The sequence below is a fragment of the Pseudomonas citronellolis genome, from assembly GCF_029335315.1.
Classification (GTDB): Bacteria; Pseudomonadota; Gammaproteobacteria; order Pseudomonadales; family Pseudomonadaceae; genus Pseudomonas; species Pseudomonas citronellolis_A.
On sequence record NZ_JARJLT010000365.1, the window covers coordinates 1 to 26,735 of the forward strand.

Below are 26,735 nucleotides of genomic sequence, written 5' to 3' on the forward strand. Positions count from 1 at the left end.
TCGCGGGGATGACGAGGGGGGAGTCCGGGTGCAAAGACCCGTCGCCGGAAACGCAAAAGGCCGCCCGAAGGCGGCCTTTTTCGACAGCGGCGTCATCAGTCGCCGTAGATATCGTTCTTGAAGTACTTGCCCTCGATGGCCTTGTACTTGCCGTTGGCGCGGATCGCGTCGATGGCGGCGTTGAGCTGGTTGACCAGTTCGGTGTTGCCCTTGCGCACCGCGATGCCGGCGCCCTCGCCGAAGAATTTCGGGTCCTTGAACTCCGGGCCGACGAAGGCGAAGCCCTTGCCACGCGGGGTGTCGAGGAAGCCGAACTGCAGCGGGATGGAGTCGGCGAAGGTGCCGTCCAGGCGCCCGGCCAGCAGGTCCAGGTAGATCTCGTCCTGGCTGGTGTAGCGCACCACGTTGGCGCCGGCCTTGGCCAGTTCGGCGCTGGCGAAGTTGTCGGCGGTGGAGCCGCGCTGCACGCCGATGTTCTTGCCCTTGAGCTGGCTGAACTGTGCGTCCAGCTCGGTGCCTTCCTTCATCACCAGGCGGCCCGGGGTGAAGTAGTACTTGTGGGTGAAGTCCACCGAGTGCTTGCGGTCCTCGGTGATGGTGATGGACGACAGCGCGGCGTCGATCTTGCGCACCTTCAGCGAGGGGATCAGGCCGTCGTACTCCTGCTCGATCCACTGGCACTTGCGCTGCAGCTGCTCGCACAGGGCGTTGCCGATGTCGTAATCGAAGCCGGCGATGCCGCCTTCGGGGGTCTTGTAGGCGAAGGGCGGGTAAGCCGCCTCGATGCCAATGCGCAGCGGCGCCTGGTCGGCGTGGGCGGTTCCGGCCAGCAGGGCGAGCAGCAGGCCGCCCAACAGGGATTTCTGGATCATGGTTGAACTCCGTGGCGTGGTTAGGCGACGCCGCAGGGGCGTCCGTCTGGCAGTGAAAACCTCGTCCGGGGAACGCGACGCGGGGCGCCGCTGCAGCATTGCCTTGCCCATACCCAGGCGATGTCTTGTTGTTGTTCGTTCATGCCGGGGCACGACATAAACTTAAAATCCAATCTGGACTAAAAAGTACACAACGTCAATCGCCGCCGCGACATCCGGCCCCACTCCCCTTCGCCTCGCCCGCCTACCCCCTGCGAGGAATACCGGCGCCCGCCGCCGCGCCTTAGGCTGGATTGCAACGAACGCCACAAGGAGGACCACTCGATCGCATGATTTCCCATCGCTCCACGGTTATTCCGGCGCCGGATGCGCCAAGGCCCCCGCGAACCGCTCATTTCGCCGGGGCCTTTTTCTGTGCGCTTTGTGCAGGATCGTGGGGGACGCCTGGTCCTTGCTCGCGAATCCGCTGGATGCCCTGGATTTCGGCGTGGGGCGTTCGCGAGCAAGCTCGCTCCTACAGGCCCCGGCAGAACAACGAAGCGATACCCATCGCCGTGGCCCGATGGTTTCGCGGCGAGAAGCTCCTCAGCCGCCGCTGAGGTTCATGAAGCGCAGCACCTGCACCTCGCCGCCGACGGCGAATTCATGGCGCGCCGGCTTGCGCTGCAGCGCGCCGTGCAGGGCGTCGAGGATCGGCGCATCGTCCAGCGGATGGCGGCGCAGCAGGCCGCGCAGGTCGAGGGAGTGCTCGTGGCCCAGGCACAGCAGCAGGCGCCCCTCGGCGGTCAGGCGCAGGCGGTTGCAGGTGGCGCAGAAGTTGTGCGAGTGCGGGGCGATGAAGCCGATCCGCGTGCGCGGGTGGCGGGCCAGGCGCACGTAGCGCGCCGGGCCGCCGCTGTGCTCGGCGCTGTCCAGCAGTTCGTGGTGCGCGGCGATCAGCGCGCGCACCTCGTCGCTGGAGCAGAAGCTCTCCTCGCGCTCGCGCCCGACCTGGCCCAGCGGCATTTCCTCGATGAAGCTGATGTCCAGTTCGTTGGCGATGGCGTAGTCCACCAGCGCCGGCACCTCGTCGGCGTTGCGGCCCTTCATCACCACGCAGTTGAGCTTGATGCCGGCGAAGCCCGCTTCACGCGCTGCGTCTATGCCGCGCAGCACCTGGTCGAGGCGGCCGCTGCGGGTGATGGCCTGGAAGCGCTGCGGGTTCAGGGTGTCGAGGCTGATGTTCAGCCGGGCCAGGCCGGCGCTGTGCAGGTCGCGGGCGTAGCGGGTCAGCTGCGAACCGTTGCTGGTCATGCACAGCTCGCGCAGGCCGGGCAGCGCCGCCAGGCGTTCGCACAGGCCGACGATGCCGGGGCGCACCAGCGGCTCGCCGCCGGTGAGGCGCAGCTTGCGCACGCCGCGCTGGACGAACAGCCGGGCGACACGCTCGATCTCCTCCAGGGTGAGCACCTGCTGGCGCGGCAGGAAGCGCATGTTCTCGGCCATGCAGTAGACGCAGCGAAAGTCGCAGCGGTCGGTTACCGACAGGCGCAGGTAGTCGATGCTGCGGCCGTGGGCGTCGATCCAGTCGGACATGCGGGTGCTCCGGTTCATGCGTTGGCGAAGGCGGATGATCCCTGCCCTCTACCCAGCCCTATCCCTGAAGGGAGAGGGGGCTGTCCTGCGTGGTGGTTGAATCCGCAGCTTCACTGCACCAGCGGCGAGTCGGCGCCGTCGAAGGCGAAGCCCTCTATGCGCGCTTCGCCGGCGAGGACGGCGATGTACTGGCTGACCGCACGCTGCAGCACCTGGGCGCGCAGGTAGGCGGCGATGCGCGGGCGCGCCTCGGCGAAGGGCAACGGCTCGCCGCCCTCGCGCGCCAGCAGCTCGACCACGTGCAGGCCGTAGCGGCTTTCCAGCGGCCGAGGCAGCAGGCCGACGGGCTCGCGCAGCAGGCGCTTCTCGAACTCGGGCACGGTCTGCCCCGGCTCGATCCAGCCCAGCTCGCCGCCTTCGCCCTTCGACGGGCAAGCGGAGAAACGCATGGCCTTGTCGATGAAGCGCTCGGGGTGCTCGCGCAGGTCGTCCAGCATGCCCTGGGCCCGCTCGCGGGCCTGGGCGCGGCCTTCCAGGTCGTCCGGCGCGCAGGCCAGCAGGATGTGCCGCAGGCTCATGCGCCAGGGGCCGGTCAGGCGACCGGGGTTGGCGTCGTACCATTGCCGGCAGCTGGTTTCGTCAGCCTCGGGCGTGCCGACCTCGCGGTCGACCAGGGCACGGATGCGGGCTTCCTCGGGCGTCTCGCCCTCCTCCACCTGGGCGCTTACGCCCAGTGCGTCGGCGCGTTGCAGCAGCAGCTGGCGCACCACCAGGGCGCGGCAGGCGGCGTGCAGCGCCTCGGCGTGGCTGGTGGCCGGGTGGTACTGGAGTTCGCGGGCCAGTTCGTCAGTGTCTATGGCGACATCGTTGACGACGAGCGTCGGCAGCTCGACGTGTTCGACGCGGTTTTCGTAGTGGGAGCAACTCATCGGGATCACCTCCAGGGCGGCGGATAACCGCGAACGGTTATCCGCCCTGCGGATTGGTTATGCCGCGCGGCGTTTCTGGCGGACCACCTGGTAGCGGCGGCCGAGGTACCACACCGGGGCGCTGACGATATGCACCAGGCGGGTGAACGGGAACAGCACGAACAGCGTCAGGCCGAGCGTCACGTGCAGCTTGTAGACCAGCGACACCGGGGCGATGGCCTCGGCCGCGGCCAGCGGCTGCAGGGTGACGACGGACTGCGCCCAGTCGGCCAGCATGACCATCACCGAACCGTCCAGGTGGTGGGTGGAGGCGACGATGGTGGACAGGCCGAGAATCAGCTGGGCGTAGAGCACCAGCAGGATCATCAGGTCCGAGGCGTTGCCGGCGGCGCGCACGCGCTCGTTGGTCAGGCGGCGCAGGATCAGCCCGGTCAGGCCGATGAAGCAGAGCACGCCGAAGAAGCCACCGGAGACCATCGCCAGCAGTTGCTTCTGCTCGGTGCTGATCAGGTGCGCGTAGACCGCGTGCGGGGTGAGCAGGCCGACGAAGTGGCCGGCGAGGATGAACAGCACGCCGATGTGGAACAGGTTGCTGTAGACCCGCATGCCCTTCTTGCTGAGCATCTGGCTGGAGCCGGCCTTCCAGGTGTATTGCGACAGGTCGAAGCGCGCCCAGCTGCCGACCAGGCAGATGAGCAGGGCGACGTAGGGGTAGACCCCGAACAGCAGGGTGTTGAACGACATGATCAGGCTCCTTGGCTGGCCACCCGGCGCGGCGGCACCGGCTGGGCGACCCATTGCAGGGGTTGTTCGAGGGCGCTGGAGGGCTGCCGCGGGTTCGACGGGCAGCCGGCGGCGGGTTCGCCGAAGCTCACCTGGGTTTCCTCCCAGGCCTTGTCCAGCGCCTCCAGGCTGTCGTCGCGAGCCTCCTGCTCGCAGTCGCGGTGCAGCGCCGCCAGGTCCGGGCGCTCGCCGGAAAGTTCCAGCAGGCCGTGGAACACCGCCGCGTAGGCGCTGCCGCGCTCGTCCAGGCGCGCCGCCAGCAGGGCGAGGATGTGCGCCACCTCGGCCAGGCCGACGCGCGCGTCCTCGGCGTCCTGCAGGGCGAGGAACTCCAGGTACAGCGGCAGGTAGTCCGGCAGCTCGTTGACGTGGATGGTCAGGCCGGCGGCGTTGTAGCGGTGCAGCAGGTCGACCATGGCCTGGCCGCGGTCGCGGCTCTCGCCGTGGACGTGCTCGAAGAGCAGCAGCGAGACCGAGCGGCCGCGTTCGAACAGGCCGTCGTAGCGCGCCTGCACGTCCAGCAGGTCGCCCTGGCAGAGTTCGTTGAGCAGCGCGGCGAGGCCGTCACGCTGCGCTTCGGGCAGGTCGCTGGTGCGGATCAGCGCGTGCAGCGCCAGGCTTTCCTCGCGCACTTCCGGGCGCGGGTAGTCGAGCAGCAGCGCGCTGAGCTTGAGCAGTTGGCTGTGGCTGTTCATGGTCGTCACTCCTGAATCTGCACGGTCTGGATGACGTCGCGGCGGTCCACCGGTTTGCCACCGAAGAGGTTCACGGCGGAGTTGCCGGAGCAGCCGCTGCCGAAGCTGAAGCCGCAGCCGGAGCGCTCGGCGAAGGCGTCGGAGAGCGCTTCCTCGCGGTGCGCGCTGGGGATCACGAAGCGGTCCTCGTAGTTGGCGATGGCCAGGTAGCGGTACATCTCTTCCACCTGTTGCACCGACAGCCCGACCCTGGCCAGCACCTCCAGGTCCTGCTTGCCTTCCACGTGCTCGGCGCGCTTGTAGGCGCGCATCGCCAGCAGGCGCTTGAGGGCGCGCAGCACCGGCGCGGTGTCGCCGGCGGTGAGCAGGTTGGCCAGGTACTGCACGGGGATGCGCAGCGAGTCGACGTCGGGGATCACCCCGTCGCTGCCGATATGCCCCTCGGCGGCGGCGTTCTGGATCGGCGACAGCGGCGGCACGTACCAGACCATCGGCAGCGTGCGGTATTCCGGGTGCAGCGGCAGGGCCAGCTGCCAGTCCATGGCCAGCTTGTACACCGGCGATTTCTGCGCCGACTCGATGACGCTGTCCGGCACGCCGTCCTTGCGCGCCTGCTCGATCACCTTCGGGTCGAACGGGTCGAGGAAGATTTCCAGCTGCTTCTGGTACAGCTCGCGCTCGTCGGCGCAGCTGGCCACTTCATGGATGCGGTCGGCGTCGTAGAGCAGCACGCCGAGGTAGCGGATGCGCCCCACGCAGGTTTCCGAGCACACGGTGGGCTGGCCGGCCTCGATGCGCGGGTAGCAGAAGATGCACTTCTCGGATTTGCCGCTCTTCCAGTTGAAGTAGATCTTCTTGTACGGGCAGCCGCTGATGCACATGCGCCAGCCGCGGCACTTGTCCTGGTCGATGAGGACGATGCCGTCCTCCTCGCGCTTGTAGATCGCCCCGCTCGGGCAGGACGCCACGCACGCCGGGTTCAGGCAGTGCTCGCAGAGGCGCGGCAGGTACATCATGAAGGTGTTTTCGTACTCGCCGTAGATGTCCGCCTGGACCTGGTCGAAGTTCTTGTCCTTGCGGCGCTTGGCGAACTCGGTGCCGAGGATTTCCTCCCAGTTCGGGCCCCACTCGATCTTCTGCATGCGCTGCCCGCTGATCAGCGAGCGCGGCCGCGCCACCGGCTGGTGCTGGGCCTTGGGCGCGGTGTGCAGGTGCTGGTAGTCGAAGTCGAAGGGCTCGTAGTAGTCATCGATCTCCGGCAGGTCGGGGTTGGCGAAGATGTTCGCCAGCACCCGGAACTTGCCGCCGATGCGCGGGGCGATGGAGCCGTCGGCGTTGCGCTTCCAGCCACCCTTCCACTTCTCCTGGTTTTCCCACTCCTTCGGGTAGCCGATGCCGGGCTTGGTCTCGACGTTGTTGAACCAGGCGTATTCCATGCCTTCGCGACTGGTCCAGACGTTCTTGCAGGTGATCGAGCAGGTGTGGCAGCCGATGCATTTGTCGAGGTTCAGCACCATGCCGACTTGCGAACGAATTTTCATGGCGTCTCTCCTCAAATGTCCCGGGGCAGCGGCTGCGGCAGGGCGTCGCCGCCCAGGCCGCCATGTTCCGGCTCGTCGAGCCAGTCGACCTTGTTCATCTTGCGCACCACCACGAACTCGTCGCGGTTGCAGCCCACCGTGCCGTAGTAGTTGAAGCCCCAGGCCTGCTGGGCGTAGCCGCCGATCATGTGGGTGGGCTTGAGCACCACGCGGGTCACCGAGTTGTGGTGGCCGCCACGGGTTTTCGTGGTCTCGCTGCCGGGCACGTTCACGATGCGTTCCTGGGCGTGGTACATCAGCACCATGCCGTCCTTCACCCGCTGGCTGACCACCGCGCGGCAGGTGGCGGCGCCGTTGGCGTTGAAGACTTCGACCCAGTCGTTGTCCTCGATCCCGGCGCGCTGGGCGTCATGCTCGCTGAGCCAGATGATCGGCCCGCCGCGCGACAGGGTGAGCATCAGCAGGTTGTCGCTGTAGGTGGAGTGGATGCCCCATTTCTGGTGCGGGGTGATCCAGTTCAGGGTGATCTCGGTGTTGCCGTTGGGCTTCTTGTTGAACAGCTTGTCGGTGCTGCGGGTGTTCACCGGCGGCCGGTAGCTGACGAAGCCCTCGCCGAAGGCCTGCATCCACGGGTGGTCCTGGTAGAACTGCTGGCGGCCGGTCAGGGTGCGCCACGGGATCAGCTCGTGGACGTTGGTGTAGCAGGCGTTGTAGCTCACGTGCTCGTCTTCCAGGCCCGACCAGGTGGGGCTGGAGATGATCTTGCGCGGCTGCGCCTGGATGTCGCGGAAGCGGATTTTCTCCTCTTCCTTGGGCAGCGCCAGGTGCGCGTGCTCGCGGCCGGTGAACTTCGACAGCGCGTTCCACGCCTTCACCGCCACCTGGCCGTTGGTTTCCGGGGCCAGAGCGAGGATCACCTCGGCGGCGTCGATGGCGCTCTCGATGCGCGGCCGGCCTTCACTGACGCCCGGCTCGACCACGCGGTGGTTGAGCTCGCCGACCAGTTTCACTTCCTTCTCGGTGTTCCAGCCGATGCCCTTGCCGCCGTTGCCCAGCTTGTCCAGCAGCGGGCCGAGGGAGGTGAACTTCTTGTAGGTGTTCGGGTAGTCGCGCTCGACCAGGTGCAGGGTCGGCATGGTCTTGCCCGGCAGCGGCTCGCACTCGCCTTTCTTCCAATCACTGCCGCCGAAGGGCTGGGCCAGTTCGTTGGCGGTGTCGTGCAGCAGCGGCACGGTGACCAGGTCCTGCTCCACGCCCAGGTGGCCGACGCAGACCTCGGAGAACTTCTTCGCGATGGCCTTGTAGATCTCCCAGTCGCTCCTGGCTTCCCAGGCCGGGTCGGTGGCCGCCGACAGCGGGTGGATGAACGGGTGCATGTCGGAGGTATTGAGGTCGTCCTTCTCGTACCAGGTGGCGGTGGGCAGGACGATGTCCGAGTACATGCAGGTGGAGGACATGCGGAAGTCCAGGGTGGTGACCAGGTCGAGCTTGCCCTCGGCGCCCTGCTCCACCCAGTCGACCTCGGTGGGACGCGGGCCGCCGGCCTTGCCGAGGTCGTCGTTCATCACGCCGTTCTTCGCGCCCAGCAGGTACTTGAGCATGTACTCGTGGCCCTTGCCCGAGCTGCCCAGCAGGTTGGAGCGCCAGACGAACAGGTTGCGCGGGAAGTTCTGCGCGTCGTCCGGCTTCTCGCTGGCGAAGCGCAGGCCGCCGGCCTTGAGTTCGCGCACCACGTAGTCCTGCACCGGCAGCCCGGCCTTCTCGGCGTCGGCGGCGATGTGCAGCGGGTTGCGGTCCAGCTGCGGCGCGGAGGGCAGCCAACCCATGCGCTCGGCGCGGACGTTGTAGTCCACGGCGTGCTCGGGGAACTGCTTGCTGTCGGCCAGGGGCGAGAGCACCTCGTGCATCGACAGCTTCTCGTGGCGCCACTGCGAGCTGTGCAGGTAGAAGAAGCTGGTGCCGTTCATCTGCCGTGGCGGCCGGCTCCAGTCGGTGCCGAAGGCCAGCGGCACCCAGCCGGTCTGCGGGCGCAGTTTCTCCTGGCCGACGTAGTGGGCCCAGCCGCCGCCGCTCTGGCCGATGCAGCCACACATCATCAGCATGTTGATGACCGCGCGGTAGTTCATGTCCATGTGGTACCAGTGGTTCATCGCCGCGCCGATGATGACCATGGCCTTGCCGTTGGTCTTCGCCGCGCTGTCGGCGAACTCGCGGGCCACCTGGATGGCGCGCGCCGCCGGCACGCCGGTGATGCGTTCCTGCCAGGCCGGGGTGTAGGGCACTTCGGCGTCGTCGAACGAGCGGGCCACGTTGGCGCCGCCCAGGCCGCGGTCGAGGCTGTAGTTGGCCATCTGCAGGTCGTAGACGGTGGCCACGCGCAGGACCTTGCCGTCGGCCCCGGCGATCTCGCGGAAGGGCACGCGGCGCAGCAGCACCTCGTCCATCTCCACGCCCTTGAAGTGCGGGTGTTCCTGGCCGGCGAAGTACGGGAAGGCCACCTCGCAGGCGCGCTCGGGGCCGTCGATCAGGCTCAGGCGCAGGCGCGTCGCGCGGCCCTCGCCGCCCTCCTTCTCCTCGATGTTCCACTTGCCCGACTCGCCCCAGCGGTAGCCGATGGCGCCGGTGGGCGAGACCAGCTCGCCGCTGCCTTCATCGAAGGCGATGGTTTTCCACTCGGGGTTGTTGTCCTGGCCCAGGCCGCCGTCGAGGTCGGCCGCACGCAGGTAGCGGGTCGGCTTGAAGGCGCCCTCGGCGTGCGGCTCCAGCAGCACCAGCATGGGCATGTCGGTGTACTGCCGGCAGTAGTCGACGAAGTAGGCGCGCGGCTGGTCGAGGTGGAATTCCTTGAGGATCACATGCCCGAAGGCCATGCCGAGGGCGGCGTCGGTGCCCTGCTTGGGGTTCAGCCAGAGGTCGGTAAGCTTGGCCACCTCGGAGTAGTCCGGGGTGACGGCCACGGTCTTGGTGCCCTTGTAGCGCACCTCGGTGAAGAAGTGCGCGTCGGGGGTGCGCGTCTGCGGGACGTTGGAGCCCCAGGCGATGATGTAGCTGGAGTTGTACCAGTCGGCCGATTCCGGCACGTCGGTCTGCTCGCCCCAGATCTGCGGGCTGGCCGGCGGCAGGTCGCAGTACCAGTCGTAGAAGCTCAGGCACACCCCGCCGATCAGCGACAGGTAGCGGGCGCCGGCGGCGTAGCTGACCATGGACATGGCCGGGATCGGCGAGAAGCCGATGACCCGGTCCGGGCCGTAGGTCTTGGCGGTGTAGACGTTGGCCGCGGCGATTATCTCGGTGACCTCGTCCCAGCTGGAGCGCACGAAGCCGCCCAGGCCGCGCTCGCTCTTGTAACTCTTCGCCTTGTCGGCGTCCTCGACGATGCTGGCCCAGGCGTGCACCGGGTCCTTGTGCTCGACGCGCGCCTCGCGCCACAGCTTGAGCAGCGGCTTGCGCACCTTGGGGTACTTCAGGCGGTTGGCGCTGTAGATGTACCAGGAGTAACTGGCCCCGCGCGGGCAGCCGCGCGGCTCGTGGTTGGGCAGGTCCGGGCGGGTGCGCGGGTAGTCGGTCTGCTGGGTTTCCCAGGTGATCAGGCCGTTCTTCACGTAGATCTTCCAGGAGCACGAGCCGGTGCAGTTCACCCCGTGGGTGGAACGCACGATCTTGTCGTGCTGCCAGCGCTGCCGGTAGCTGTTCTCCCAGGCGCGGCTCTCGTTGGTGACCTCACCATGGCCATCGGCGAATTCGCCCTGTTTCTTCTTGAAGAACTGCAGGCGGTCGAGCAGGTAACTCATCTGTATCTCCTCACCCGGTCTGCGCCGGGCGTTCAAACGCTAATCAGGTCGTGCCGCAAACGTAGGGCGAACAACCCGCCGGGTTGTCCGCCGCAGGGGTCAACAAGGGCTCTCGGCGCCCTTGCGCGCGTACCACCACCAGGTGGCGACGATGCAGCTGAGGTAGTAGGCGACGAACACGTAGAGGGCGCCCTCGGCGCTGCCGGTCATGTGCAGCGAGGTGCCGAAGGCCTTGGGAATGAAGAAGCCGCCGAACGCGCCGATGGCGGCCGAGAAGCCGATCACCGCGGCCGATTCCATGCTCGCGCTCTTGGCGGCCACGGCCTCGGTGACACCGCCTTGCTTCAGGCGCGCGGCCCACTCGTTGCGGAAGATCACCGGGATCATGCGGAAGGTGGAGCCGTTGCCGATGCCGGCGAAGAAGAACAGGCCGATGAAGGCGCCGAGGAAGCCGAAGAAGCTGCCCGCACCGCCCTCGCCGGGCAGGAAGGAAATCACCGCGAACACCCCGGCGATCATCGCCGCATAGTTCCACAGGGTGATCCGCGCGCCGCCGAACTTGTCCGCCAGCCAGCCGCCCAGCGGCCGGCTGAGGGCGCCCACCAGCGGGCCGAGGAAGGCGTACTGCAGCGGGTTGATGTCGGGGAACTGGGTCTTGCTGAGCATGGCGAAGCCGGCCGAGAAGCCGATGAAGCTGCCGAAGGTGGCCACGTACAGCCAGCACATCAGCCAGTTGTGCTTGCGCTTGAAGATCACCGACTGCTCGCGGAACGAGGCCTTGGCGTCGGCGATGTCGTTCATCCCGAACCAGGCGGCGACGGACACCACGGCGATGAACGGCACCCACACCCAACCGGCGTTCTGCAGCCACAGGCGGCCGCCGTCGGAGAGTTGCTGCGGCTCGCCGCCGAAGCCACCGAACAGCCCGCCGGCCACCGCCAGCGGCACGGCGAACTGCATCACCGAGACGCCCAGGTTACCCAGCCCGGCGTTCAGGCCCAGGGCGGTGCCCTGCTGGTTCTTCGGGTAGAAGAAGCTGATGTTGGACATGCTCGAGGCGAAGTTGCCGCCGCCGAAACCGCATAGCAGGGCGATGGTCGCGAACACCCAGTACGGGGTCTGCGCATCCTGCACGGCGAAGCCGAGCCAGATGCACGGGATCAGCAGCGAGGCGGTGGACAGCGCGGTCCAGCGCCGGCCGCCGACGATCGGCACCATGAACGAGTAGAAGATCCGCAGGGTGGCGCCGGAGATCGACGGCAGCGCCGCCAGCAGGAACAGCTGGTCGTTGCTGAAGCTGAAGCCCACCGCGTTCAGGCGCACGGTCACGGTGCTCCAGATCATCCACACCGAGAACGCCAGCAGCAGCGCGGGGATGGATATCCACAGGTTGCGGGTGGCGATGCGTTTGCCCGACAGAGCCCAGAACTCGGGGTTCTCGGGGCGCCAGTCGATCAGCAGCGGGCCGCGCGCGGCCTTGGGTGGGGAATTGGCGATCATGCCCATGGCGGCAGTCCCTCAGGAGTGGCTGGAAGTCAGTGGGGAAGCGTCGACGTCGGCCGCCTGGGCCTGGCCGTCGACACGGCGCTGCTGCTTGATCGCGTAGTGCATCCAGACCATGCAGACGATGGTCAGGCCGAACAGCAGCATGAAACAGGAGGAGCGCACGCCGATGCGGTCGGCGGCGTAACCGAAGAGGATCGGCAGGCAGAAGCCGCCGAGGCCGCCGATGACCCCGACCATGCCGCCGACGGTGCCCATGTTCTGCGGGTAGTAGTCGTGGATGATCCGGTACACGCTGGCCTTGCCGAAGCCCTGGGCGATGCCCACCACGAACACCAGGAAGGTGAACAGCCAGACGTTCAGGCCGACGCCCAGGCTGAGGTCGCCACGGATACCGTGGATGGTCATGGTGGTCTGCGGGTAGGAGAGGAAGAACAGGCACACCAGGCACACCCAGAACACGCCCCAGTTCACCGCGCGGGCGCCGTAGCTGTCGCTGAACCAGCCGCCGAGGGCGCGGATCAGGCCCGACGGCAGGGTGAACAGCATGGTGATGAACGAGGCGGTCTTCAGGTCCAGGCCGTACTCGGCGATGTAGTACTTGGGCAGCCACAGGGCCAGGGCCACGAAGCCGCCGAAGACGAAGAAGTAGTACAGGCCGAAGCGCCACACGCGCAGCTCGGCCAGCGGCGCCAGCTGTTTGGCCAGGGTCGGCCGCGGCCGGCTCGGGTCGGCGGCGCCGCCCTTGGCGTGGGCCGGGTCGGTCCAGGTGAAGCACCAGAACAGCAGCGCGGTGACCAGCATGGCCACCGAGTACACCTGCGGCACCATGCGCCAGCCGAAGCCGACCACGATCAGCGGCGCCACCAGGTTGGTGATCGCCGCCCCCGCGTTGCCGGCGCCGAAGATGCCCATGGCGGTGCCCTGGCGGTCCTTCTCGAACCACGCCGAGGTGTAGGCGATGCCCACCGCGAAGGAGCCGCCGGCCAGGCCGACGAACAGCCCCAGCACCAGGTACTGCCAGTACTCGCTGGCGAAGGCCAGGCCGTAGATGGGGATGGCCACCAGCAGCATGTGGATGAAGAACACCCGGCGCCCGCCGAAGCGGTCGGTGATCAACCCCAGGGGCAGGCGCACCAGCGAACCGGTGAGGATCGGCAAGGCCACCAGCAGGCCGAACTGCGCCTCGCTCAGGCCCAGTTCCGCCTTGATGCGGATGCCGATGATCGAGAACATCGTCCACACCGCGAAGTTCACGGCGAATGCCAGGGTGCTCATGCCGAGCACGGAGTACTGTCTCTGTCGATGGGTGGTCATGGCCAACGCTCGCTTTCTGGAAGCCGTTGGCCGCACGGTAGGCAGGGCCGACCTATGCTTCGTTGACCGCGATCAATGGGATTCCCGCCGTTCTGTGCGCTCATGCGTGCCGCTACCTCCAAGGGGGTATGCCTTGCACGAACTCGCAACCCATTGTTTTTAAAGGCTTAAAGAATGAATACAGGCCCCACTTCCCGGCCTGCGGCGAGCCCCCGGATCATTGGAGGTAGTGCCCCCGCCGAGCGCCAGACGCTGCGCAAATCCATCGTCCTGCGCTTCGGTTGCTACCTCACCCTGCTGGTGTCCCTGGCCCTGGCGGGGATGTTCAGCGCGCTGCTGTTCGCCGACTACTCGCACCAGGACGCGGCGGTGATCAACCAGGCCGGCTCGCTGCGCATGCTGACCTACCGGCTGGCCCTGGAGCCCACGGCCGACGGCCGCCAGGCGCTGCAGCAAACCCTCGGCCAGCGCCTGGACGGTAGCGAGATCCAGCGCCTGCTGCAGCGCGCCGGCGCGGACTCGGCGCTGTTCCGCCAGCACGCGCAGCTGCGCCTGGAACTGCAGCAGCTGCAGGTCGCCGCGGCGCCACCGCTGGCCACCCTGGACACCTACGTCGAGCACATCGACGCCTTCGTCGGCACCCTGCAACGCAACGCCGAGAGCCGCTCGCAGATGCTCAGCACGGTGCAGGGCCTGTGCCTGTTCCTCAGCCTGCTGGTGGTCTTCGTCAGCCTCTATGACCTGAGCTACCACGTGGTCGGCCCGCTGCGCGAACTCACCGGCATCGCCCGCCGTCTCGGTCGCGGCGAGCTGGACGCGCGGGTCAGCTACAGCGGCGAGGACGAACTGAGCCAACTGGGCGAACGCATCAACCAGATGGCCGAGGAACTGCAGGGCATCTACGGTGACCTGGAGGCACGGGTGGCCGACAAGACCCGCGCCCTCTCCGACAGCCACCAGCGCCTGGAGCTGCTCTACGCCAGCGCCCGCCGCCTCGGCCAGGACCCCTACGACCAGCGCAGCCTGCAACCGCTGCTGAACCAGCTGGAACGGGTGCTGCGGGCCGGCAAGGTGACCCTGTGCCTGAACAAGGACGGCGTCGAGCGCGCCTACAACTCGCTGACCACCGACGGCGCCGCCGCCGACTTCTGCCTGGGCGGGGAATGCGGCACCTGCCGCGCGCAGGTCGGCGCCTGCGGCACGAATGCCGGCCTGGCGCCACTGCTGATGTTTCCCCTGGCCGCCGGCGAGCACCGCTTCGGCGACCTCTTTCTGGAGGCCGCCGAGGGCCGCCTGGAGGACTGGCAGGCGCAGTGCGTCGAGGCCTTCTGCGAGAACATCGCGCGCACTTTCGCCCTGACCCTGCAGCAGGAACAGGAAAGCCGCCTGGCGCTGTTCGCCGAGCGCAGCACCATCGCCCGCGAGCTGCACGACTCGCTGGCGCAATCGCTGACCTACCTGAAGATCCAGGTCAGCCGCCTGGCCACCCTGCTCAAGCGCGAAGCGCCGGCGCAGAAGATCGACGAAACCCTGGAGGAACTGCGCGAAGGTCTCAACGGCGCCTACCGCCAGCTGCGCGAACTGCTCACCACCTTCCGCCTGAGCCTGGAGCGCTCGAGCCTGGCGGCGGCGCTGGAGCACACGGTGAGCGAGTTCGCCGAACGCGGCGAGCTGATGGTCGAGCTGGACGACCGCCTGGCGCACATCCCGCTCGCCCCCAACGACGAAATCCACATCCTGCAGATCGTCCGCGAGGCGTTGTCCAACGTGGTCCGCCACGCCCACGCCGAGTGCGCGCGGGTGACCCTCGGCGAGCTGGACGATGGCCAGGTGCAGGTCAGTGTCGAGGATGACGGCGTGGGTGTTGATCCAGCGCAGAACCGCAGTGGCCACTATGGCCTTAGCATCATGCGCGAGCGCAGCCAGACCCTCGGCGCCGAGTTCGTCATCGAACCCCGCGAGCCGCGCGGTACCCGCGTCCGCCTGCGCTTCCGCCCCCAGCACACGCCCCACGGCCCCCGCGAGGAAAGCCCGCCATGACCGCTACCGACGACCGAGCCCGCCTGCTGCTGGTGGACGACCACCCGATGATGCGTCGCGGGGTGGTGCAGTTACTGGAGTTCGAGGACGACCTGTGCGTGGTCGGCGAGGCCGGCAGCGGCGAGGAAGCGTTGCGCCTGGCCGCCGAGCTGGACCCGGACATGATCCTGCTGGACCTCAACATGAAGGGCATGAACGGCCTGGAAACCCTGCGCGCCCTGCGCGAGGCCGGGGTCGACGCGCGCATCGTGGTGTTCACCGTGTCGGACGATCGCGGCGACGTGATCAGCGCCCTGCGCGCCGGCGCCGACGGCTACCTGCTCAAGGACATGGAGCCCGAGCGCCTGCTGGAGCACATCCGCCAGGCCGCCACCGGCCAGTTGAGCATCAGCCCGCAACTGGCCCAGGTGCTGGCCCAGGCCCTGCGCGGCGACGAGCCGACGCGCAGCCTGGAAGACCTGACCGAGCGCGAGCGACAGATCCTGCGCCAGTTGGCCCACGGCTTCAGCAACAAGATGATCGCCCGCAAGCTGGACATCACCGAGGGCACGGTGAAGGTCCACGTCAAGCGCGTGCTGCACAAGCTGGGCATGCGCTCGCGGGTCGAGGCGGCGGTGTGGGCGGTGGAGAACCACCTGGTCTGAGCCGGCGCCGGCCCGTCGAACAGGCGCGCCACGGGCATGGCCGTGCCCGCCTTCTGCGATCCGCCGGCGGCCCGGGGCGGCGGCTACCTCCTAGGCGGTAGCGCATCCGCCGATTTGATGCAGATCAACTCATCGCCAGGGGTGCTCGCCGGACACTGCAAGGGTGCCGTGGAGATCGCCATGTACCCGAAGCCCCAACTACCCCTCGTCTACTCCTGCTCCGGTTGTTCCAACCTGGCCCAACTGGCCAACGACCTGGCCCTGCGCCTGGACCGCGAGGGCCTGGCGGAAATGTCGTGCATCGCCGGGGTCGGCGGCGACGTACCGACACTGGTCGGCAAGGCGCGTTCCGGGCGGCGCATCGTCGCGCTCGATGGCTGCGCGCTGCATTGTGTGCGGCGCTGCCTGGCTCGCCACGGGGTGGGGGCGGAACATGAGCTGACCCTGGCCGAGTACGGCCTGAAAAAGCGCTATGGCGAGTCCTGCTCGGCGGAGGAATTCCAGATGCTCTACGAGGAACTGCGCTTCCTGCTCAAGACCGGCGAAGACTGACCCCCTCCCCCTCAGGCCTGCGCCTCGCGCGCGGCACCCTGCAGGCCGCGCCAGAGCCACGGCGGCAGCGTGTCCGGGTCGAGGCTGTCGATCAGGTTTTTCAGCGCCAGGCCCAGCTCGGTATCGCCCTCGATCACCAGGCGGCGCTGGAAGAACAGCGTGTCCGGGTCTTCCTGGCGGCCGGCCAGTAGCAGGAAGTCGCGCCAGCTGCCGCGGATGGTCACGCTCGGCGTGGCTCCGGCAACGAACTGCAAGCCGCGCGGGCCTCGGGTGAGGTTCCAGCCCAGCGCCAGGTCGCTGACTTCCAGACGCAGCCAGTGGCCGTCGAGCAGGTCGAAGGCGCCCTCGGCCAGGGGCACGGCGAACAGCCGGTTGGCCACCTGCTGCAACACCGCGCGCTGCACCGCCGCGGGTACCCGCGCGGCCAGCGGCAACAGGCGCTCGGCAAGGCGCAGGGCGCCACTTGGAAAATTCAGCACAGGTTCACCTCGTCGCTGCGCAGCATGCCGGGGCGGCCATGCCAGTATCCGTTGCAACCCTCCACCGCCAAAGGCGGCGTAGCGCCGCGGCGCACCCGGTCGAAGGCCTGGATCACCTCGGCCATGCCCTGGGCGCGCGGGCTCAGGCGCAGCAGGTCGGCACCGCAGGCGCGCAGCGAAGCGTAGTCGGCCAGCAGGTTGCCCGGCAGGCCGGAGAGGGTCTGGATGCCATTGAGGGTGAACAGCGTCTGGCCGTCCTGGCTGAGCATGGGGATGCCCTCGGGATAGTCCAGGCAGCAGAACTGGCAATCGTCCTTCGGCCGGTTCTGCGCGCGGGCGCTGAAGCAGCGCGCGGAATAGGCCAGCGGCAGGTGGCCATAGGCGAACACTTCGGTCTCCAGCTCCGTCACACCCAGTCCGCGGGCCTGTTCGAGCACCGCCTGGACCTGCTCGCCGGAGCATTCCACCGGCGGCACCCAGCGGCGCAGGCCACAGCTGTGCAACTCGGCCAGAGCGTGGCCGTTGTACAGGTTGAGCGCCGGGCCGCCGACGAACTCCACGCCCAGGCCATGGAGCATGTGCACCGCGCCCATGTCGTTGGCCTCCACCTGCAGTTCGCCGTTGGCGCACAGCCGGCGCAACGCCGAAAGCTCGGAGGCCGCCTCGATCAGCGCCAGCCCCGAGAGCAGCACCTGGGCGCCGCTCTGCTGGGCCAGCTCGCGGGCCAACCCCAGCCAGTCATCCAGGCTCAGGGCGCGGCGCTTGGAGCACACCGTTTCGCCGAGGTAGATGACCTCCAGCGGCTGCTCGGCCATCTGCGCGTAAAAGTCCAGTAGCGTCCGGCGGTCCCAGTAGAACAGCACCGGCCCCAGGCTGAGTTTCATCGCGCGTACCTCACTGCCAGGAACGATGGTAGGCGCCCAGGGTGGTCTGGTGGCCTTCGGAGAGTTTTTCCAGCACCGCCTGCCATTGCGCCTGCGGCCGGTACTGCTCGGGAGCGCGGCGCCAGGCATCGAGGGCCTGGCGCCAGACCCGGGTGACCTGCTCGACGTAGGCCGGGCTGCGCTGGCGGCCCTCGATCTTCACCGCCGCCACGCCGATCTGCGCCAACTGCGGGATCAGGTCGAGCGTGTTGAGGCTGGTCGGCTCCTCCAGGGCGTGGAAGCGCTGGCCGTCGACCAGGAAGCGGCCCTTGCACAGGGTCGGGTAGCCGGCCGGCTCGCCGGGGGCGTAGCGGTCGATCAGCACCTCGTTGAGGCGCGAGGTCAGTCCATCGGGCTCCTCGCTCCAGCGTACCGCCCGGGCCGGCGAACAGACGCCGCAGAGGTTCGGCGACTCGCCGGTGACATAGGACGAAAGGTGGCAGCGGCCCTCGGCCATGATGCACAGGCTGCCGAAGGCAAAGACTTCCACCGGCACCGGGCTGTGCGCCGCCACCTGGCGCACCTGCGCCAGCGACAACACACGCGGCAGCACGGCGCGACGGATGCCGTAGCGCTCATGGTAGAAGGCCAGGGCCTCGACGTTGGTCGCCGAGCCCTGTACCGACAGGTGCAGAGCCAGCCGCGGATGGCGTCGGGCGGCGTAGGCCAGCACCGCGCAGTCGGCGGCGATCAGCGCGTCCACGCCCAGCGCCGCGGCCTGGTCCACGGCGCGCTGCCAGCGCGCCCAGCCGGCGGCGCCGGGGTAGGTGTTGACTGCCACGTAGAGCTGCCGGCCGGCCGCACGGATCAGCCGCAGACCTTCGTCAAGCTGGCGGTCGTCGAGGTTGAGCCCGGCGAAGTGGCGGGCGTTGGTGTCGTCGCGGAAGCCGACGTAGATGGCGTCGGCGCCTTCGCGCAGGGCCGACTTCAGGGCGGGCAGACTTCCCGCCGGGCAGACCAGTTGCATGTTCCCCCCAGGGCTTCTCGGGTGCGCCGCCGCGCAGCTTCGGCGAAGGGCGCGGCGGCTCGCGGAGAACTGCGCCGCCTCAGCCGCACAGCTCGGTGAATGGCAGGTAGGGCACCGGCTCGCCGGGCTGCAGCACGCGCCCCGCCTCCACCAGCGCCAGGCCATCGGCCCAGCTCGCGGCGAGGAGCATGGCCGAGCCCTGCTGCAGGTGGATTTCCACTCGGCCTTCCGTGTTCAGGCGCGCGCGCAGGTATTGGCGGCGCGTGTTCGCCTGTGGCCAGGCGAAGGCCGCCGGCAGTTGCAGCGGCGCCGCCGTCGGCTCAGACAGGCCCTGGGCACGGCGCAGGAACGGCCGCCCCACCACCAGCGCGGTGACCAGCGCCGCAGCCGGGTTGCCCGGCAGGCCGAGCCACGGCTTGCCGGCCACGCGGCCGAAGGCCAGGGGCTTGCCCGGCTGCATCGCCAGGCGCCACAGGCGCAGCTCGCCGAGGGCGCCGACGGCCTGCTTGAGATGGTCGCGCTCGCCCACCGAGACACCGCCGCTGCTGACCAGCACGTCGCACTCCGCCGCCGCCAGCTCCAGGGCGTCGCGGCTGGCCGCCAGGGTGTCGGCCAGCACTTCGTACTCGTGCACGTCCAGGCCCCACTGGCGCAGCAGCGCGCCCAGGCTGTAGCGGTTGGCGTTGTAGATCTGCCCGCGCGCCAGGGCCTGGCCGGGCTCGCGCAGCTCGTCGCCGCTGCTCAGCAGGCACACGCGCAGGCGTCGATGGACGGGTATCTCGGCCAGCCCGACGGCGGCCAGCAGCCCCAGCTCCTGGGGCCGCAGGCGGAGGCCGGCGCGCAACAGGGGCTGGCCCTGGCGCAGTTCCTCGCCGCGTCGGCGCACATGGCTGCCCGGCGTGATCGCCGGCAGCTGGACGCGGCCGGCCTCGACCCGGCAATCCTCCTGCGCCACTACGCTGTCCGCTCCCGGCGGCAGCGGCGCGCCGGTGAAGATACGCGTCGCGCAGCCCGCCGGCAGCGCTTCGCTGGCACTGTCGCCGGCGGCGACGCAGCCGGCCAAGGGCAAGCTGCCGCCGCTCGCGGGCAGGTCGGCGGCACGCAGGGCGTAGCCGTCCATGGCGCTGTTGTCCCAGTGCGGCAGGTCGCAGGGGGCGTGCAAGTCCGCGGCCAGCACCCGGCCCAGGGCTTCACCCAAGGCCACGCGCTCGATCGCCGGCGCGGCCGGTACCTGCGCCAGCAGTTCGGCCAGGGCCTCGTCCACCGGGTGCAGGCCGTGGCCGGCGCAACCGCAGCCGCTCATGACCGGCTGCCGCAGGCGCAGGCGCCGCCACAGCCGCCCTCGGGCTTGGGCGGGATCTTCAGGTGCGGCACGAAGCTGCACGGCCGGGTACGGCTATCCAGCTGCGCGGCGAGAATCTCGCGCCACGCCGTGCGGCAGGCGCCGGGCGAACCGGGCAGGCAGCAGACCAGGGTGCCGTTGGTGACGCCGGCCAGGGCCCGCGACTGGATGCTGGAGGTGCCGATCTCGGCCAGCGAGACCTGGCGGAACAGCTCGCCGAAACCCTCGACGCGCCGTTCCAGCAGCGGCTCGACGGCCTGCGGGGTGTTGTCGCGGACGGTAAAGCCGGTGCCGCCGGTGATGATCCCGACCTGGATGCGCGGGTCGGCGATCCAGGCGCAGACCACCGCGCGGATCTGGTGGATGTCGTCGATCACCAGGCGCCGCTCGGCCAGCACGTGGCCGGCGCCGGTCAGGGCGTCGGCCAGGGTCTGGCCGGAGTCGTCGGTGTGCAGGGTGCGGGTGTCGCTGACGGTCAGCACGGCGATCTGCAGGGGTTGGAAATCCTGCGTGGCCAGGTGGCTCATGGCTGCCTCCGGGGAAGGATGGGATGTTGCCCAGCCTGCGCCGCCGATGGCGCGCGGCCCATTCCCCGAAGGAGGTAGCGTGGCGGCCCGTGCGAGGGACGCCGTCAGTCTTCCCAGCGCGCGGCGGCGGCCTGGTCGCTGCAGCGGCCTTCGACCCAGCGCGGACCTTCGGCGGTGTCTTCCTTCTTCCAGAAGGGCGCGCGGGTCTTGAGGTAGTCCATGACGAAGTTGCAGGCGTCGAACGCCGCCTGGCGGTGTGCGCTGGCGGTGCCGACGAAGACGATCGGCTGGCCCGGCTCCAGGCGGCCGATGCGGTGGAGGATTTCCAGGCGCAGCAGCGGCCAGCGCTGCGCGGCCTCGGCGGCGATTTTCTCCAGGGCCTTTTCGGTCATGCCCGGGTAGTGTTCGAGGAACATGCCGCCGACTTCGCGGCCGTCGTTGAAGTCGCGCACGTAGCCGACGAAACCGACCACCGCGCCCACCCCGACGTTGGCGGCGTGCAGCGCGTTGAGCTCGACGCCGGGGTCGAACGGGCTTTCCTGGACGCGCACGGCCATGGCCTCAGCCTCCGGTGACGGTGGGGAAGAAGGCCACCTCGTCGCCGTCGGCGAGGGGCTCGTCGAGGGCGCACAACTCCTGGTTGCGCGCGCACATCAGGTTCTGCTCGGCCAGCACCTGCCAGGCCCCGCCGCGTTGCAGCAGGTGCTCGCGCAGGCCGTCGACGCTGGCGAAGGCGTCGCTCCAGCCCAGTTGCTCGCCGTCCAGGCCGAGGGCCTCGCGGTAGCGGGCGAAGTACTGCACGCGGATCATTGGCCGTCCTCCGCGCGGTAGTGGCCGCTCTTGCCGCCGAGCTTCTCCAGCAGGCGCACGCCTTCGATGGTCATGCCCTTGTCCACCGCCTTGCACATGTCGTAGAGGGTCAGCGCGGCGACGCTGGCGGCGGTCAGCGCCTCCATTTCCACGCCGGTCTGCCCGGCCAGCTTGCAGCGCGCCTCGATGCGCACGGCGTCGTCGCCGTCGGCCTGCAGCTCGACCTTGACGCTGGTGAGCAGCAGCGGGTGGCACAGCGGGATGAGTTCGTGGGTCTTCTTCGCCGCCTGGATGCCGGCGATGCGCGCCACGGCGAACACGTCGCCCTTGGGGTGGCCGCCGTCCTGGATCAGGCGCAGGGTTTCCGGGCGCATGCGCACCCGCGCTTCGGCCACGGCTTCACGGGAGGTCACCGCCTTGTCGGTGACGTCGACCATGTTGGCGCGGCCCTGGGAATCGAGATGGGTGAGCAAGGAGTCTCTCCGGGTAGAACGGGCGATCACCGCAGTGTACGCCCTGGGCGGCCGATCGGGAGTCCGGCCGGCGGCGCGTTGGAGGGAGGATTGTATACAAAAAGAGGTATGCCGGGAGCGACGTTCGCGAACGGGCTTGCCGGCTGACGGCCCGCCCACCCGTTCTGCCCAACGGCCCCCTCTCCCTGAAGGGAGAGGGGGCTTTCCGTGCCAGGGGAAAGAATCGAGTACACCGGCCAGCCCCGCAGAAGCCCGGCCGGGCCAGGGTTACATATGCGTCTCGGCGAATTCCGCCAGCACCGAGCGCGGCACCCCTTGCAGGGTCACGTGCACGCCGTGGGGGAAGTCCTTGAAACGCTCGGTCAGGTAGGTCAGGCCAGAGCTGGTGGCCGACAGGTAGGGGGTGTCGATCTGCGCCAGGTTGCCCAGGCAGATCACCTTCGAACCGTTGCCCGCGCGGGTGATGATGGTCTTCATCTGGTGCGGGGTGAGGTTCTGGCACTCGTCGATGAGGATCAGGCTCTGCTGGAAGCTGCGGCCACGGATGTAGTTCAGCGATTTGAACTGCAGCGGCACCTTGCTGAGGATGTAGTCGACACTGCCGTGGGTGCACTCGTCGTCCGAATGCAGCGCTTCGAGGTTGTCGGTGATGGCGCCCAGCCAGGGCTCCATCTTCTCGGCCTCGGTGCCGGGCAGGAAGCCGATGTCCTCGTCCAGGCCCTGCACGCTGCGGGTGGCGATGATGCGCCGGTAGCGCTTGGTGACCATGGTCTGCTCGATGGCCGCGGCCAGCGCCAGGATGGTCTTGCCGGAGCCGGCGGCGCCGGACAGGTTGACCAGGTGGATGTCCGGGTCGAGCAGCGCGTAGAGCGCCAGCGACTGGTACACGTCGCGCGGGCGCAGGCCCCAGGCTTCCTGGTGCAGCAGCGGTTCCTGGTGCAGGTCGAGGATCAGCAGCTCGTCCTGCTGGATGCCCTTGATCCAGCCGACGAAGCCCTGCTCGTCGACGATGAACTCGTTGATGTGCACCGCCGGCAGGTTGTCGGTGAGCTGTACGCGGTGCCAGGTGCGGCCGTGGTCCTGGCGGGTCTCGACCTTGCTCACGCGGTCCCAGAAGGAGCCGGACAGCGAGTGGTAGCCGCGCGACAGCAGGGCGACGTCGTCGACCAGCTGGTCGGTGTGGTAGTCCTCGGACGCCACCCCGCAGGCACGCGCCTTCAGGCGCATGTTGATGTCCTTGGTGACCAGCACCACGCGGCGCCCGCTGTAGCGGCTCTGCAGCTCCACCAGCTGGTTGATGATCTTGTTGTCGTTGAGGTGTTCCGGCAGCCAGGTGATCGGCTCGGCGCGCTTGCTCATGAGGATCGACAGGCTGCCGCAGGGGCCGCTCTTGCCGCGCTGGATGGGCACGCCCTCCTCCACCTGTTCGGGGGTGGCCTCGCCGAGCACCTGGTCGATCAGGCGGATGGCCTGGCGACATTCGGCGGCGACGGAGTGCTTGCCGGTCTTCAGCTTGTCGAGTTCCTCCAGCACCGTCATCGGGATGGCGACATGGTGTTCCTGGAAGTTGAGCAGGGCGTTGGGGTCGTGGATCAGAACGTTGGTGTCGAGGACGTAGTAGATGGGCTGGGTGATGCTGGAACGTCCGTGGTCAGCCATACGCGTGTCACCTCATTCTGGGGGCGTTACGACGGAATGCCGTGACAGCGCTCCGCCGTGCGGTGAGACGCCGACTCTCGATGCCGGGGCTCGAGAGGGAATGCAGCAAGGGACGGGCCGGGGCCGCCACCTGTCTGCAGGGTTCGGCGGTCTACGGTTTCAGAAATACAGGAAAAATTATGACGGTAGAAAGTCTTTTTCCTTATCAGCGGGAATATTTTCGTCGAGCGACGAAATACCTTGGCGACAGCCTCGCACAGGTCTAGTTTTATCAGTCCGATCATCAGCTTATCCGCACCCGATCGGCCCCCTCCGAACCCCGTCCATCGAAATCCGCTATCGCCCCCATGGCTGGAGCCGGCCCCGGCAACTCCCTACAATCGCCCGACGCTTCGAGGAGACCGCACGATGCTGATGGTGATTTCCCCCGCCAAGACCCTGGATTACGAGACCGCCCCGGTCACCGACCGCCACACCCTGCCGCTGCACCTGGATGACGCACAGGAACTGATCGGCGTGCTGCGCGAGCTGACCCCGGCGCAGATCGGCAGCCTGATGAGCCTGTCGGACAAGCTTTCCGGCCTGAACGCCGCGCGCTACGCCAGCTGGCACCCGGACTTCACCCCGGCGAACGCCAAGCAGGCGCTGCTGGCCTTCAAGGGCGACGTCTATACCGGCCTGGCCGCCGAGGACTTCGGCGACGCCGACTTCGACTTCGCCCAGCGCCACCTGCGTATGCTCTCCGGCCTCTACGGCGTGCTGCGCCCGCTGGACCTGATGCAGCCCTACCGCCTGGAAATGGGCACGCGCCTGGCCAACGCCCGTGGTGCCAACCTCTATGACTTCTGGGGCGAGCGCATCAGCGCCTGGCTCAACGAGGACCTCGCCGAGCAGGGCGATAACGTGCTGCTCAACCTGGCCTCCACCGAGTACTTCGGCGCGGTGAAGCGCAAGGCGCTGGACGCGCGGGTCATCGACACCGAGTTCAAGGACCTGAAGAACGGCCAGTACAAGATCATCAGCTTCTACGCCAAGAAGGCCCGCGGGCTGATGGCGCGCTACGTGATCAAGGAGCGCCTGACCGACCCGGAAGGCCTGAAGGACTTCAGCTACGCCGGCTACCGCTTCGCCGCCGAGGCCTCCTCGGCCGACCGCCTGGTGTTCCTGCGCGACCAGCCCGACGCCTGACTGCACGAAAAAGCGGCGCGCCCCGGTGCGCCGCGCCCTCCTCCGCACACCGCCCGTCCCCTCGCCCCGCCGCATTTGCCCTTACGGAAAAAGTGCCTTTCACTACCGTTTGTCGGCAACCGTTCCCATATTGAAAAAAACTTTCTCCATCCCCGGTGCCATCAGGCGGCGGCAAAACCGCCCTTTTTGCCATCGCGGATGTAATCCATTCGCCATTAAAAGCATCCCGCCATTACATGCAATTCACGATTGCAAGTTGCACGAAATACCTTGAAACACCCTCCCGAGCATCCTGAACGGCAGCTGAACGAAGTGTAAATCGGCTGAATCAGCCGGGAACTTTTTGCACTTCTTGCATTTTGCAAGGCCGCCCAGTGCGACATTTTTGTTGCAGCCTGATATCAAAAGACGCCGCTTTGATGGCCAATGGATATTTAAATCCACGCCCACTTAAGGATTTCTGGTAGGAACTATCTGACTGCCGCGAACATCCTACTTCCGCAACGCCCAATCGAGGGTTTGTTGCCCATACCAGGTTTTTTCGAAACGCATCGGGCCGCGCCCGAGGGCCTCGTTCAACCTGAATAATTTCAATGAGTTAAGAGATTAATGCAGAACTCCAAAGCAAACTTTAACGCATCAGAAGAGTGCAATTAGTTCTAACTTTGCAATCCTCCTGAAACATTAAAGTGCACGCCCAGGAACTCTGCCCGAATTGAGTGCAGAAACTTTCGAGTCACTCAAGGACTGCCTGAGCGGCGCCCCTTAGCGGGTACCGCAGCAAAAGGGAACTGGCCGAATGGCCAACTTTTAAACAGCTCGACAAAGCAGAGGTGAATACGATGCGTATCAGCATCTTTGGTCTTGGCTACGTCGGTGCAGTATGCGCCGGTTGCCTGTCCGCCCGTGGTCACGACGTGATTGGCGTGGACGTTTCCACCACCAAGATCGACCTGATCAACCGCGGCAAGTCGCCCATCGTCGAACCGGGGCTGGAGCCCCTGCTGGAACAGGGTATCCGCACCTCGCGGCTGGCGGGCACCACCGACTTCAAGCAGGCCGTGCTGGACAGCGACGTGTCGTTCATCTGCGTCGGCACCCCGAGCAAGAAGAACGGCGACCTCGACCTGGGCTACATCGAGAGCGTCTGCCGCGAGATCGGCTACGCCATCCGCGAGAAGGCCGACCGCCACACGGTAGTGGTGCGCAGCACCGTGCTGCCGGGCACCGTGAAGAACGTGGTGATCCCGATCATCGAGGACTGCTCGGGCAAGAAGGCCGGGGTCGACTTCGGCGTCGGCACCAACCCGGAGTTCCTCCGCGAAAGCACCGCGATCAAGGACTACGACTTCCCGCCGATGACCGTGATCGGCGAGCTGGATACCCAGACCGGCGACCTGCTGGAGGAAATCTACCGCGAGCTGGACGCGCCGATCATCCGCAAGACCATCGAGGTCGCCGAGATGATCAAGTACACCTGCAACGTCTGGCACGCGGCCAAGGTCACCTTCGCCAACGAGATCGGCAACATCGCCAAGGCGGTCGGCGTCGACGGCCGCGAAGTGATGGACGTGGTCTGCCAGGACCGCAAGCTGAACCTGTCGCGCTACTACATGAAGCCCGGCTTCGCCTTCGGCGGTTCCTGCCTGCCCAAGGACGTGCGCGCCCTCACCTACCGCGCCGGCCAGCTGGACGTCGAGCACCCGATGCTCGGTTCGCTGATGCGCAGCAACGCCTACCAGGTGCAGAAGGCCTTCGACATCATCGCCAGCCACGGCAGCCGCAAGGTCGGCCTGCTCGGCCTGTCGTTCAAGTCCGGCACCGACGACCTGCGCGAGAGCCCGCTGGTGGAGCTGGCCGAGATGCTCATCGGCAAGGGCTTCGAGCTGCAGATCTTCGACCGCAACGTCGAGTACGCCCGCGTCCACGGGGCGAACAAGGAATACATCGAGTCGAAGATTCCCCACGTCTCGTCGCTGCTGGTCTCCGACCTCGACCAGGTGGTGAAGACCTCCGACGTGCTGGTGCTGGGCAATGGCGACGAGCTCTTCGTCGACGTGCTCAAGCAGGCGCCGCAGGGCAAGAAAGTGGTCGACCTGATCGGCTTCATGCCCCACGGCAGCGA

Annotated in this window: 23 protein-coding genes; 5 read left to right on the top strand and 18 right to left on the bottom strand. The window is 67.8% G+C overall.

Translation table 11 applies throughout. The features are described from left to right. Window positions 1-95: 95 nt before the first annotated feature. The 9 genes from P3W75_RS27615 to P3W75_RS27655 form a co-directional block, all read right to left on the bottom strand. Entirely contained in the window at window positions 96-872 is a 777-nt protein-coding gene (locus tag P3W75_RS27615) for an ABC transporter substrate-binding protein (protein ID WP_276230500.1), read from the bottom strand. Between the two features lie 585 nt (window positions 873-1,457). After that, complete coding sequence (moaA, locus tag P3W75_RS27620) at window positions 1,458-2,447, bottom strand: GTP 3',8-cyclase MoaA (protein ID WP_276230501.1); 990 nt, start codon at window positions 2,445-2,447, stop codon at window positions 1,458-1,460. 110 nt (window positions 2,448-2,557) lie between these two features. Continuing rightward, window positions 2,558-3,376 (bottom strand): peptidylprolyl isomerase, encoded by an 819-nt coding sequence (locus P3W75_RS27625; protein ID WP_276230502.1) that lies wholly within the window; start codon window positions 3,374-3,376, stop codon window positions 2,558-2,560. Window positions 3,377-3,433: 57 nt separating this feature from the next. Continuing rightward, window positions 3,434-4,120, bottom strand: coding sequence for a respiratory nitrate reductase subunit gamma (narI, locus tag P3W75_RS27630; protein ID WP_276230503.1), 687 nt, complete (start codon window positions 4,118-4,120; stop codon window positions 3,434-3,436). Between the two features lie 2 nt (window positions 4,121-4,122). Beyond that, the gene (narJ, locus tag P3W75_RS27635) at window positions 4,123-4,854 is read right to left on the bottom strand and encodes a nitrate reductase molybdenum cofactor assembly chaperone (protein WP_276230504.1); all 732 of its coding nucleotides are present in this window, start codon (window positions 4,852-4,854) and stop codon (window positions 4,123-4,125) included. Between the two features lie 5 nt (window positions 4,855-4,859). After that, a complete protein-coding gene (gene narH / locus P3W75_RS27640) occupies window positions 4,860-6,395 on the bottom strand; it encodes a nitrate reductase subunit beta (protein ID WP_276230505.1) in 1,536 nt (511 codons plus the stop codon). 11 nt (window positions 6,396-6,406) lie between these two features. After that, window positions 6,407-10,186 carry a nitrate reductase subunit alpha gene (locus P3W75_RS27645; protein WP_276230506.1) on the bottom strand — a complete coding sequence of 1,260 codons (3,780 nt, stop codon included), beginning with the start codon at window positions 10,184-10,186 and terminating at the stop codon, window positions 6,407-6,409. A gap of 99 nt (window positions 10,187-10,285) precedes the next feature. Then, window positions 10,286-11,692 carry a NarK family nitrate/nitrite MFS transporter gene (locus P3W75_RS27650; RefSeq protein WP_276230507.1) on the bottom strand — a complete coding sequence of 469 codons (1,407 nt, stop codon included), beginning with the start codon at window positions 11,690-11,692 and terminating at the stop codon, window positions 10,286-10,288. Window positions 11,693-11,704: 12 nt separating this feature from the next. Beyond that, complete coding sequence (locus P3W75_RS27655; protein WP_276230508.1) at window positions 11,705-13,006, bottom strand: nitrate/nitrite transporter; 1,302 nt, start codon at window positions 13,004-13,006, stop codon at window positions 11,705-11,707. A gap of 174 nt (window positions 13,007-13,180) precedes the next feature. On the opposite strand from P3W75_RS27655, the gene P3W75_RS27660 reads away from it, so the two are divergent. The 3 genes from P3W75_RS27660 (at window position 13,181) to P3W75_RS27670 (ending at window position 16,242) form a co-directional block, all read left to right on the top strand. Continuing rightward, window positions 13,181-15,046, top strand: coding sequence for a histidine kinase (locus tag P3W75_RS27660; protein WP_276230510.1), 1,866 nt, complete (start codon window positions 13,181-13,183; stop codon window positions 15,044-15,046). Next, window positions 15,043-15,690: a two-component system response regulator NarL gene (narL, locus tag P3W75_RS27665; protein WP_276230511.1), complete on the top strand. Its 648-nt coding sequence runs from the start codon at window positions 15,043-15,045 to the stop codon at window positions 15,688-15,690. Before P3W75_RS27660 ends, narL begins: the two co-directional genes overlap by 4 nt. 180 nt (window positions 15,691-15,870) lie before the next feature. Beyond that, the gene (locus P3W75_RS27670) at window positions 15,871-16,242 is read left to right on the top strand and encodes a putative zinc-binding protein (RefSeq protein WP_276230512.1); all 372 of its coding nucleotides are present in this window, start codon (window positions 15,871-15,873) and stop codon (window positions 16,240-16,242) included. A gap of 11 nt (window positions 16,243-16,253) precedes the next feature. On the opposite strand, the gene ubiT is transcribed toward P3W75_RS27670, so the two are convergent. The 9 genes from ubiT to P3W75_RS27715 all read right to left on the bottom strand — a co-directional run bounded on the left by ubiT (window position 16,254) and on the right by P3W75_RS27715 (window position 23,422). Continuing rightward, entirely contained in the window at window positions 16,254-16,721 is a 468-nt protein-coding gene (gene ubiT, locus P3W75_RS27675; protein WP_276230513.1) for a ubiquinone anaerobic biosynthesis accessory factor UbiT, read from the bottom strand. Further along, window positions 16,715-17,605, bottom strand: coding sequence for a U32 family peptidase (locus P3W75_RS27680; RefSeq protein ID WP_276230514.1), 891 nt, complete (start codon window positions 17,603-17,605; stop codon window positions 16,715-16,717). Before P3W75_RS27680 ends, ubiT begins: the two co-directional genes overlap by 7 nt. A 10-nt stretch (window positions 17,606-17,615) precedes the next feature. Then, window positions 17,616-18,611, bottom strand: a complete 996-nt coding sequence (gene ubiU, locus P3W75_RS27685; RefSeq protein WP_276230515.1) for a ubiquinone anaerobic biosynthesis protein UbiU — start codon at window positions 18,609-18,611, stop codon at window positions 17,616-17,618. Window positions 18,612-18,690: 79 nt separating this feature from the next. After that, on the bottom strand, window positions 18,691-19,914 hold the full coding sequence (locus tag P3W75_RS27690; protein WP_276230516.1) for a molybdopterin molybdotransferase MoeA: 1,224 nt from the start codon (window positions 19,912-19,914) through the stop codon (window positions 18,691-18,693). Further along, window positions 19,911-20,480: a molybdenum cofactor biosynthesis protein B gene (gene moaB, locus P3W75_RS27695; protein ID WP_276230517.1), complete on the bottom strand. Its 570-nt coding sequence runs from the start codon at window positions 20,478-20,480 to the stop codon at window positions 19,911-19,913. Before moaB ends, P3W75_RS27690 begins: the two co-directional genes overlap by 4 nt. Before the next feature lie 104 nt (window positions 20,481-20,584). Continuing rightward, entirely contained in the window at window positions 20,585-21,037 is a 453-nt protein-coding gene (gene moaE, locus P3W75_RS27700) for a molybdopterin synthase catalytic subunit MoaE (RefSeq protein WP_276230518.1), read from the bottom strand. Between the two features lie 4 nt (window positions 21,038-21,041). Continuing rightward, complete coding sequence (locus P3W75_RS27705) at window positions 21,042-21,290, bottom strand: MoaD/ThiS family protein (RefSeq protein ID WP_276230519.1); 249 nt, start codon at window positions 21,288-21,290, stop codon at window positions 21,042-21,044. Beyond that, entirely contained in the window at window positions 21,287-21,763 is a 477-nt protein-coding gene (gene moaC / locus P3W75_RS27710) for a cyclic pyranopterin monophosphate synthase MoaC (protein ID WP_276230520.1), read from the bottom strand. The genes P3W75_RS27705 and moaC overlap by 4 nt, the downstream gene beginning before the upstream one ends. Before the next feature lie 267 nt (window positions 21,764-22,030). Next, on the bottom strand, window positions 22,031-23,422 hold the full coding sequence (locus P3W75_RS27715; protein WP_276230521.1) for a PhoH family protein: 1,392 nt from the start codon (window positions 23,420-23,422) through the stop codon (window positions 22,031-22,033). A 408-nt stretch (window positions 23,423-23,830) separates the two neighbouring features. Here P3W75_RS27715 and yaaA point away from each other — a divergent pair, with 408 nt between their 5' ends. Together yaaA and algD are read left to right on the top strand one after the other, a co-directional pair. Continuing rightward, a complete protein-coding gene (gene yaaA / locus P3W75_RS27720) occupies window positions 23,831-24,610 on the top strand; it encodes a peroxide stress protein YaaA (RefSeq protein ID WP_276230522.1) in 780 nt (259 codons plus the stop codon). A gap of 842 nt (window positions 24,611-25,452) precedes the next feature. Beyond that, window positions 25,453-26,735 (top strand): GDP-mannose 6-dehydrogenase (gene algD, locus P3W75_RS27725; RefSeq protein ID WP_276230523.1); only part of this gene is annotated, 1,283 nt, incomplete at its 3' end.

Coding starts and splice junctions, on each gene's coding strand:
- moaB (WP_276230517.1), bottom strand. CDS start 20,480: ATGAGCCACCTGGCCACGCAGGATTTCCAACCCCTGCAGATCGCCGTG.
- P3W75_RS27645 (WP_276230506.1), bottom strand. CDS start 10,186: ATGAGTTACCTGCTCGACCGCCTGCAGTTCTTCAAGAAGAAACAGGGC.
- P3W75_RS27650 (WP_276230507.1), bottom strand. CDS start 11,692: ATGGGCATGATCGCCAATTCCCCACCCAAGGCCGCGCGCGGCCCGCTG.
- P3W75_RS27625 (WP_276230502.1), bottom strand. CDS start 3,376: ATGAGTTGCTCCCACTACGAAAACCGCGTCGAACACGTCGAGCTGCCG.
- P3W75_RS27660 (WP_276230510.1), top strand. CDS start 13,181: ATGAATACAGGCCCCACTTCCCGGCCTGCGGCGAGCCCCCGGATCATT.
- P3W75_RS27690 (WP_276230516.1), bottom strand. CDS start 19,914: ATGAGCGGCTGCGGTTGCGCCGGCCACGGCCTGCACCCGGTGGACGAG.
- narL (WP_276230511.1), top strand. CDS start 15,043: ATGACCGCTACCGACGACCGAGCCCGCCTGCTGCTGGTGGACGACCAC.
- P3W75_RS27680 (WP_276230514.1), bottom strand. CDS start 17,605: ATGAAACTCAGCCTGGGGCCGGTGCTGTTCTACTGGGACCGCCGGACG.
- narJ (WP_276230504.1), bottom strand. CDS start 4,854: ATGAACAGCCACAGCCAACTGCTCAAGCTCAGCGCGCTGCTGCTCGAC.
- P3W75_RS27715 (WP_276230521.1), bottom strand. CDS start 23,422: ATGGCTGACCACGGACGTTCCAGCATCACCCAGCCCATCTACTACGTC.
- moaE (WP_276230518.1), bottom strand. CDS start 21,037: ATGGCCGTGCGCGTCCAGGAAAGCCCGTTCGACCCCGGCGTCGAGCTC.
- P3W75_RS27615 (WP_276230500.1), bottom strand. CDS start 872: ATGATCCAGAAATCCCTGTTGGGCGGCCTGCTGCTCGCCCTGCTGGCC.
- moaA (WP_276230501.1), bottom strand. CDS start 2,447: ATGTCCGACTGGATCGACGCCCACGGCCGCAGCATCGACTACCTGCGC.
- narI (WP_276230503.1), bottom strand. CDS start 4,120: ATGTCGTTCAACACCCTGCTGTTCGGGGTCTACCCCTACGTCGCCCTG.
- P3W75_RS27670 (WP_276230512.1), top strand. CDS start 15,871: ATGTACCCGAAGCCCCAACTACCCCTCGTCTACTCCTGCTCCGGTTGT.
- P3W75_RS27655 (WP_276230508.1), bottom strand. CDS start 13,006: ATGACCACCCATCGACAGAGACAGTACTCCGTGCTCGGCATGAGCACC.
- narH (WP_276230505.1), bottom strand. CDS start 6,395: ATGAAAATTCGTTCGCAAGTCGGCATGGTGCTGAACCTCGACAAATGC.
- yaaA (WP_276230522.1), top strand. CDS start 23,831: ATGCTGATGGTGATTTCCCCCGCCAAGACCCTGGATTACGAGACCGCC.
- ubiU (WP_276230515.1), bottom strand. CDS start 18,611: ATGCAACTGGTCTGCCCGGCGGGAAGTCTGCCCGCCCTGAAGTCGGCC.
- P3W75_RS27705 (WP_276230519.1), bottom strand. CDS start 21,290: ATGATCCGCGTGCAGTACTTCGCCCGCTACCGCGAGGCCCTCGGCCTG.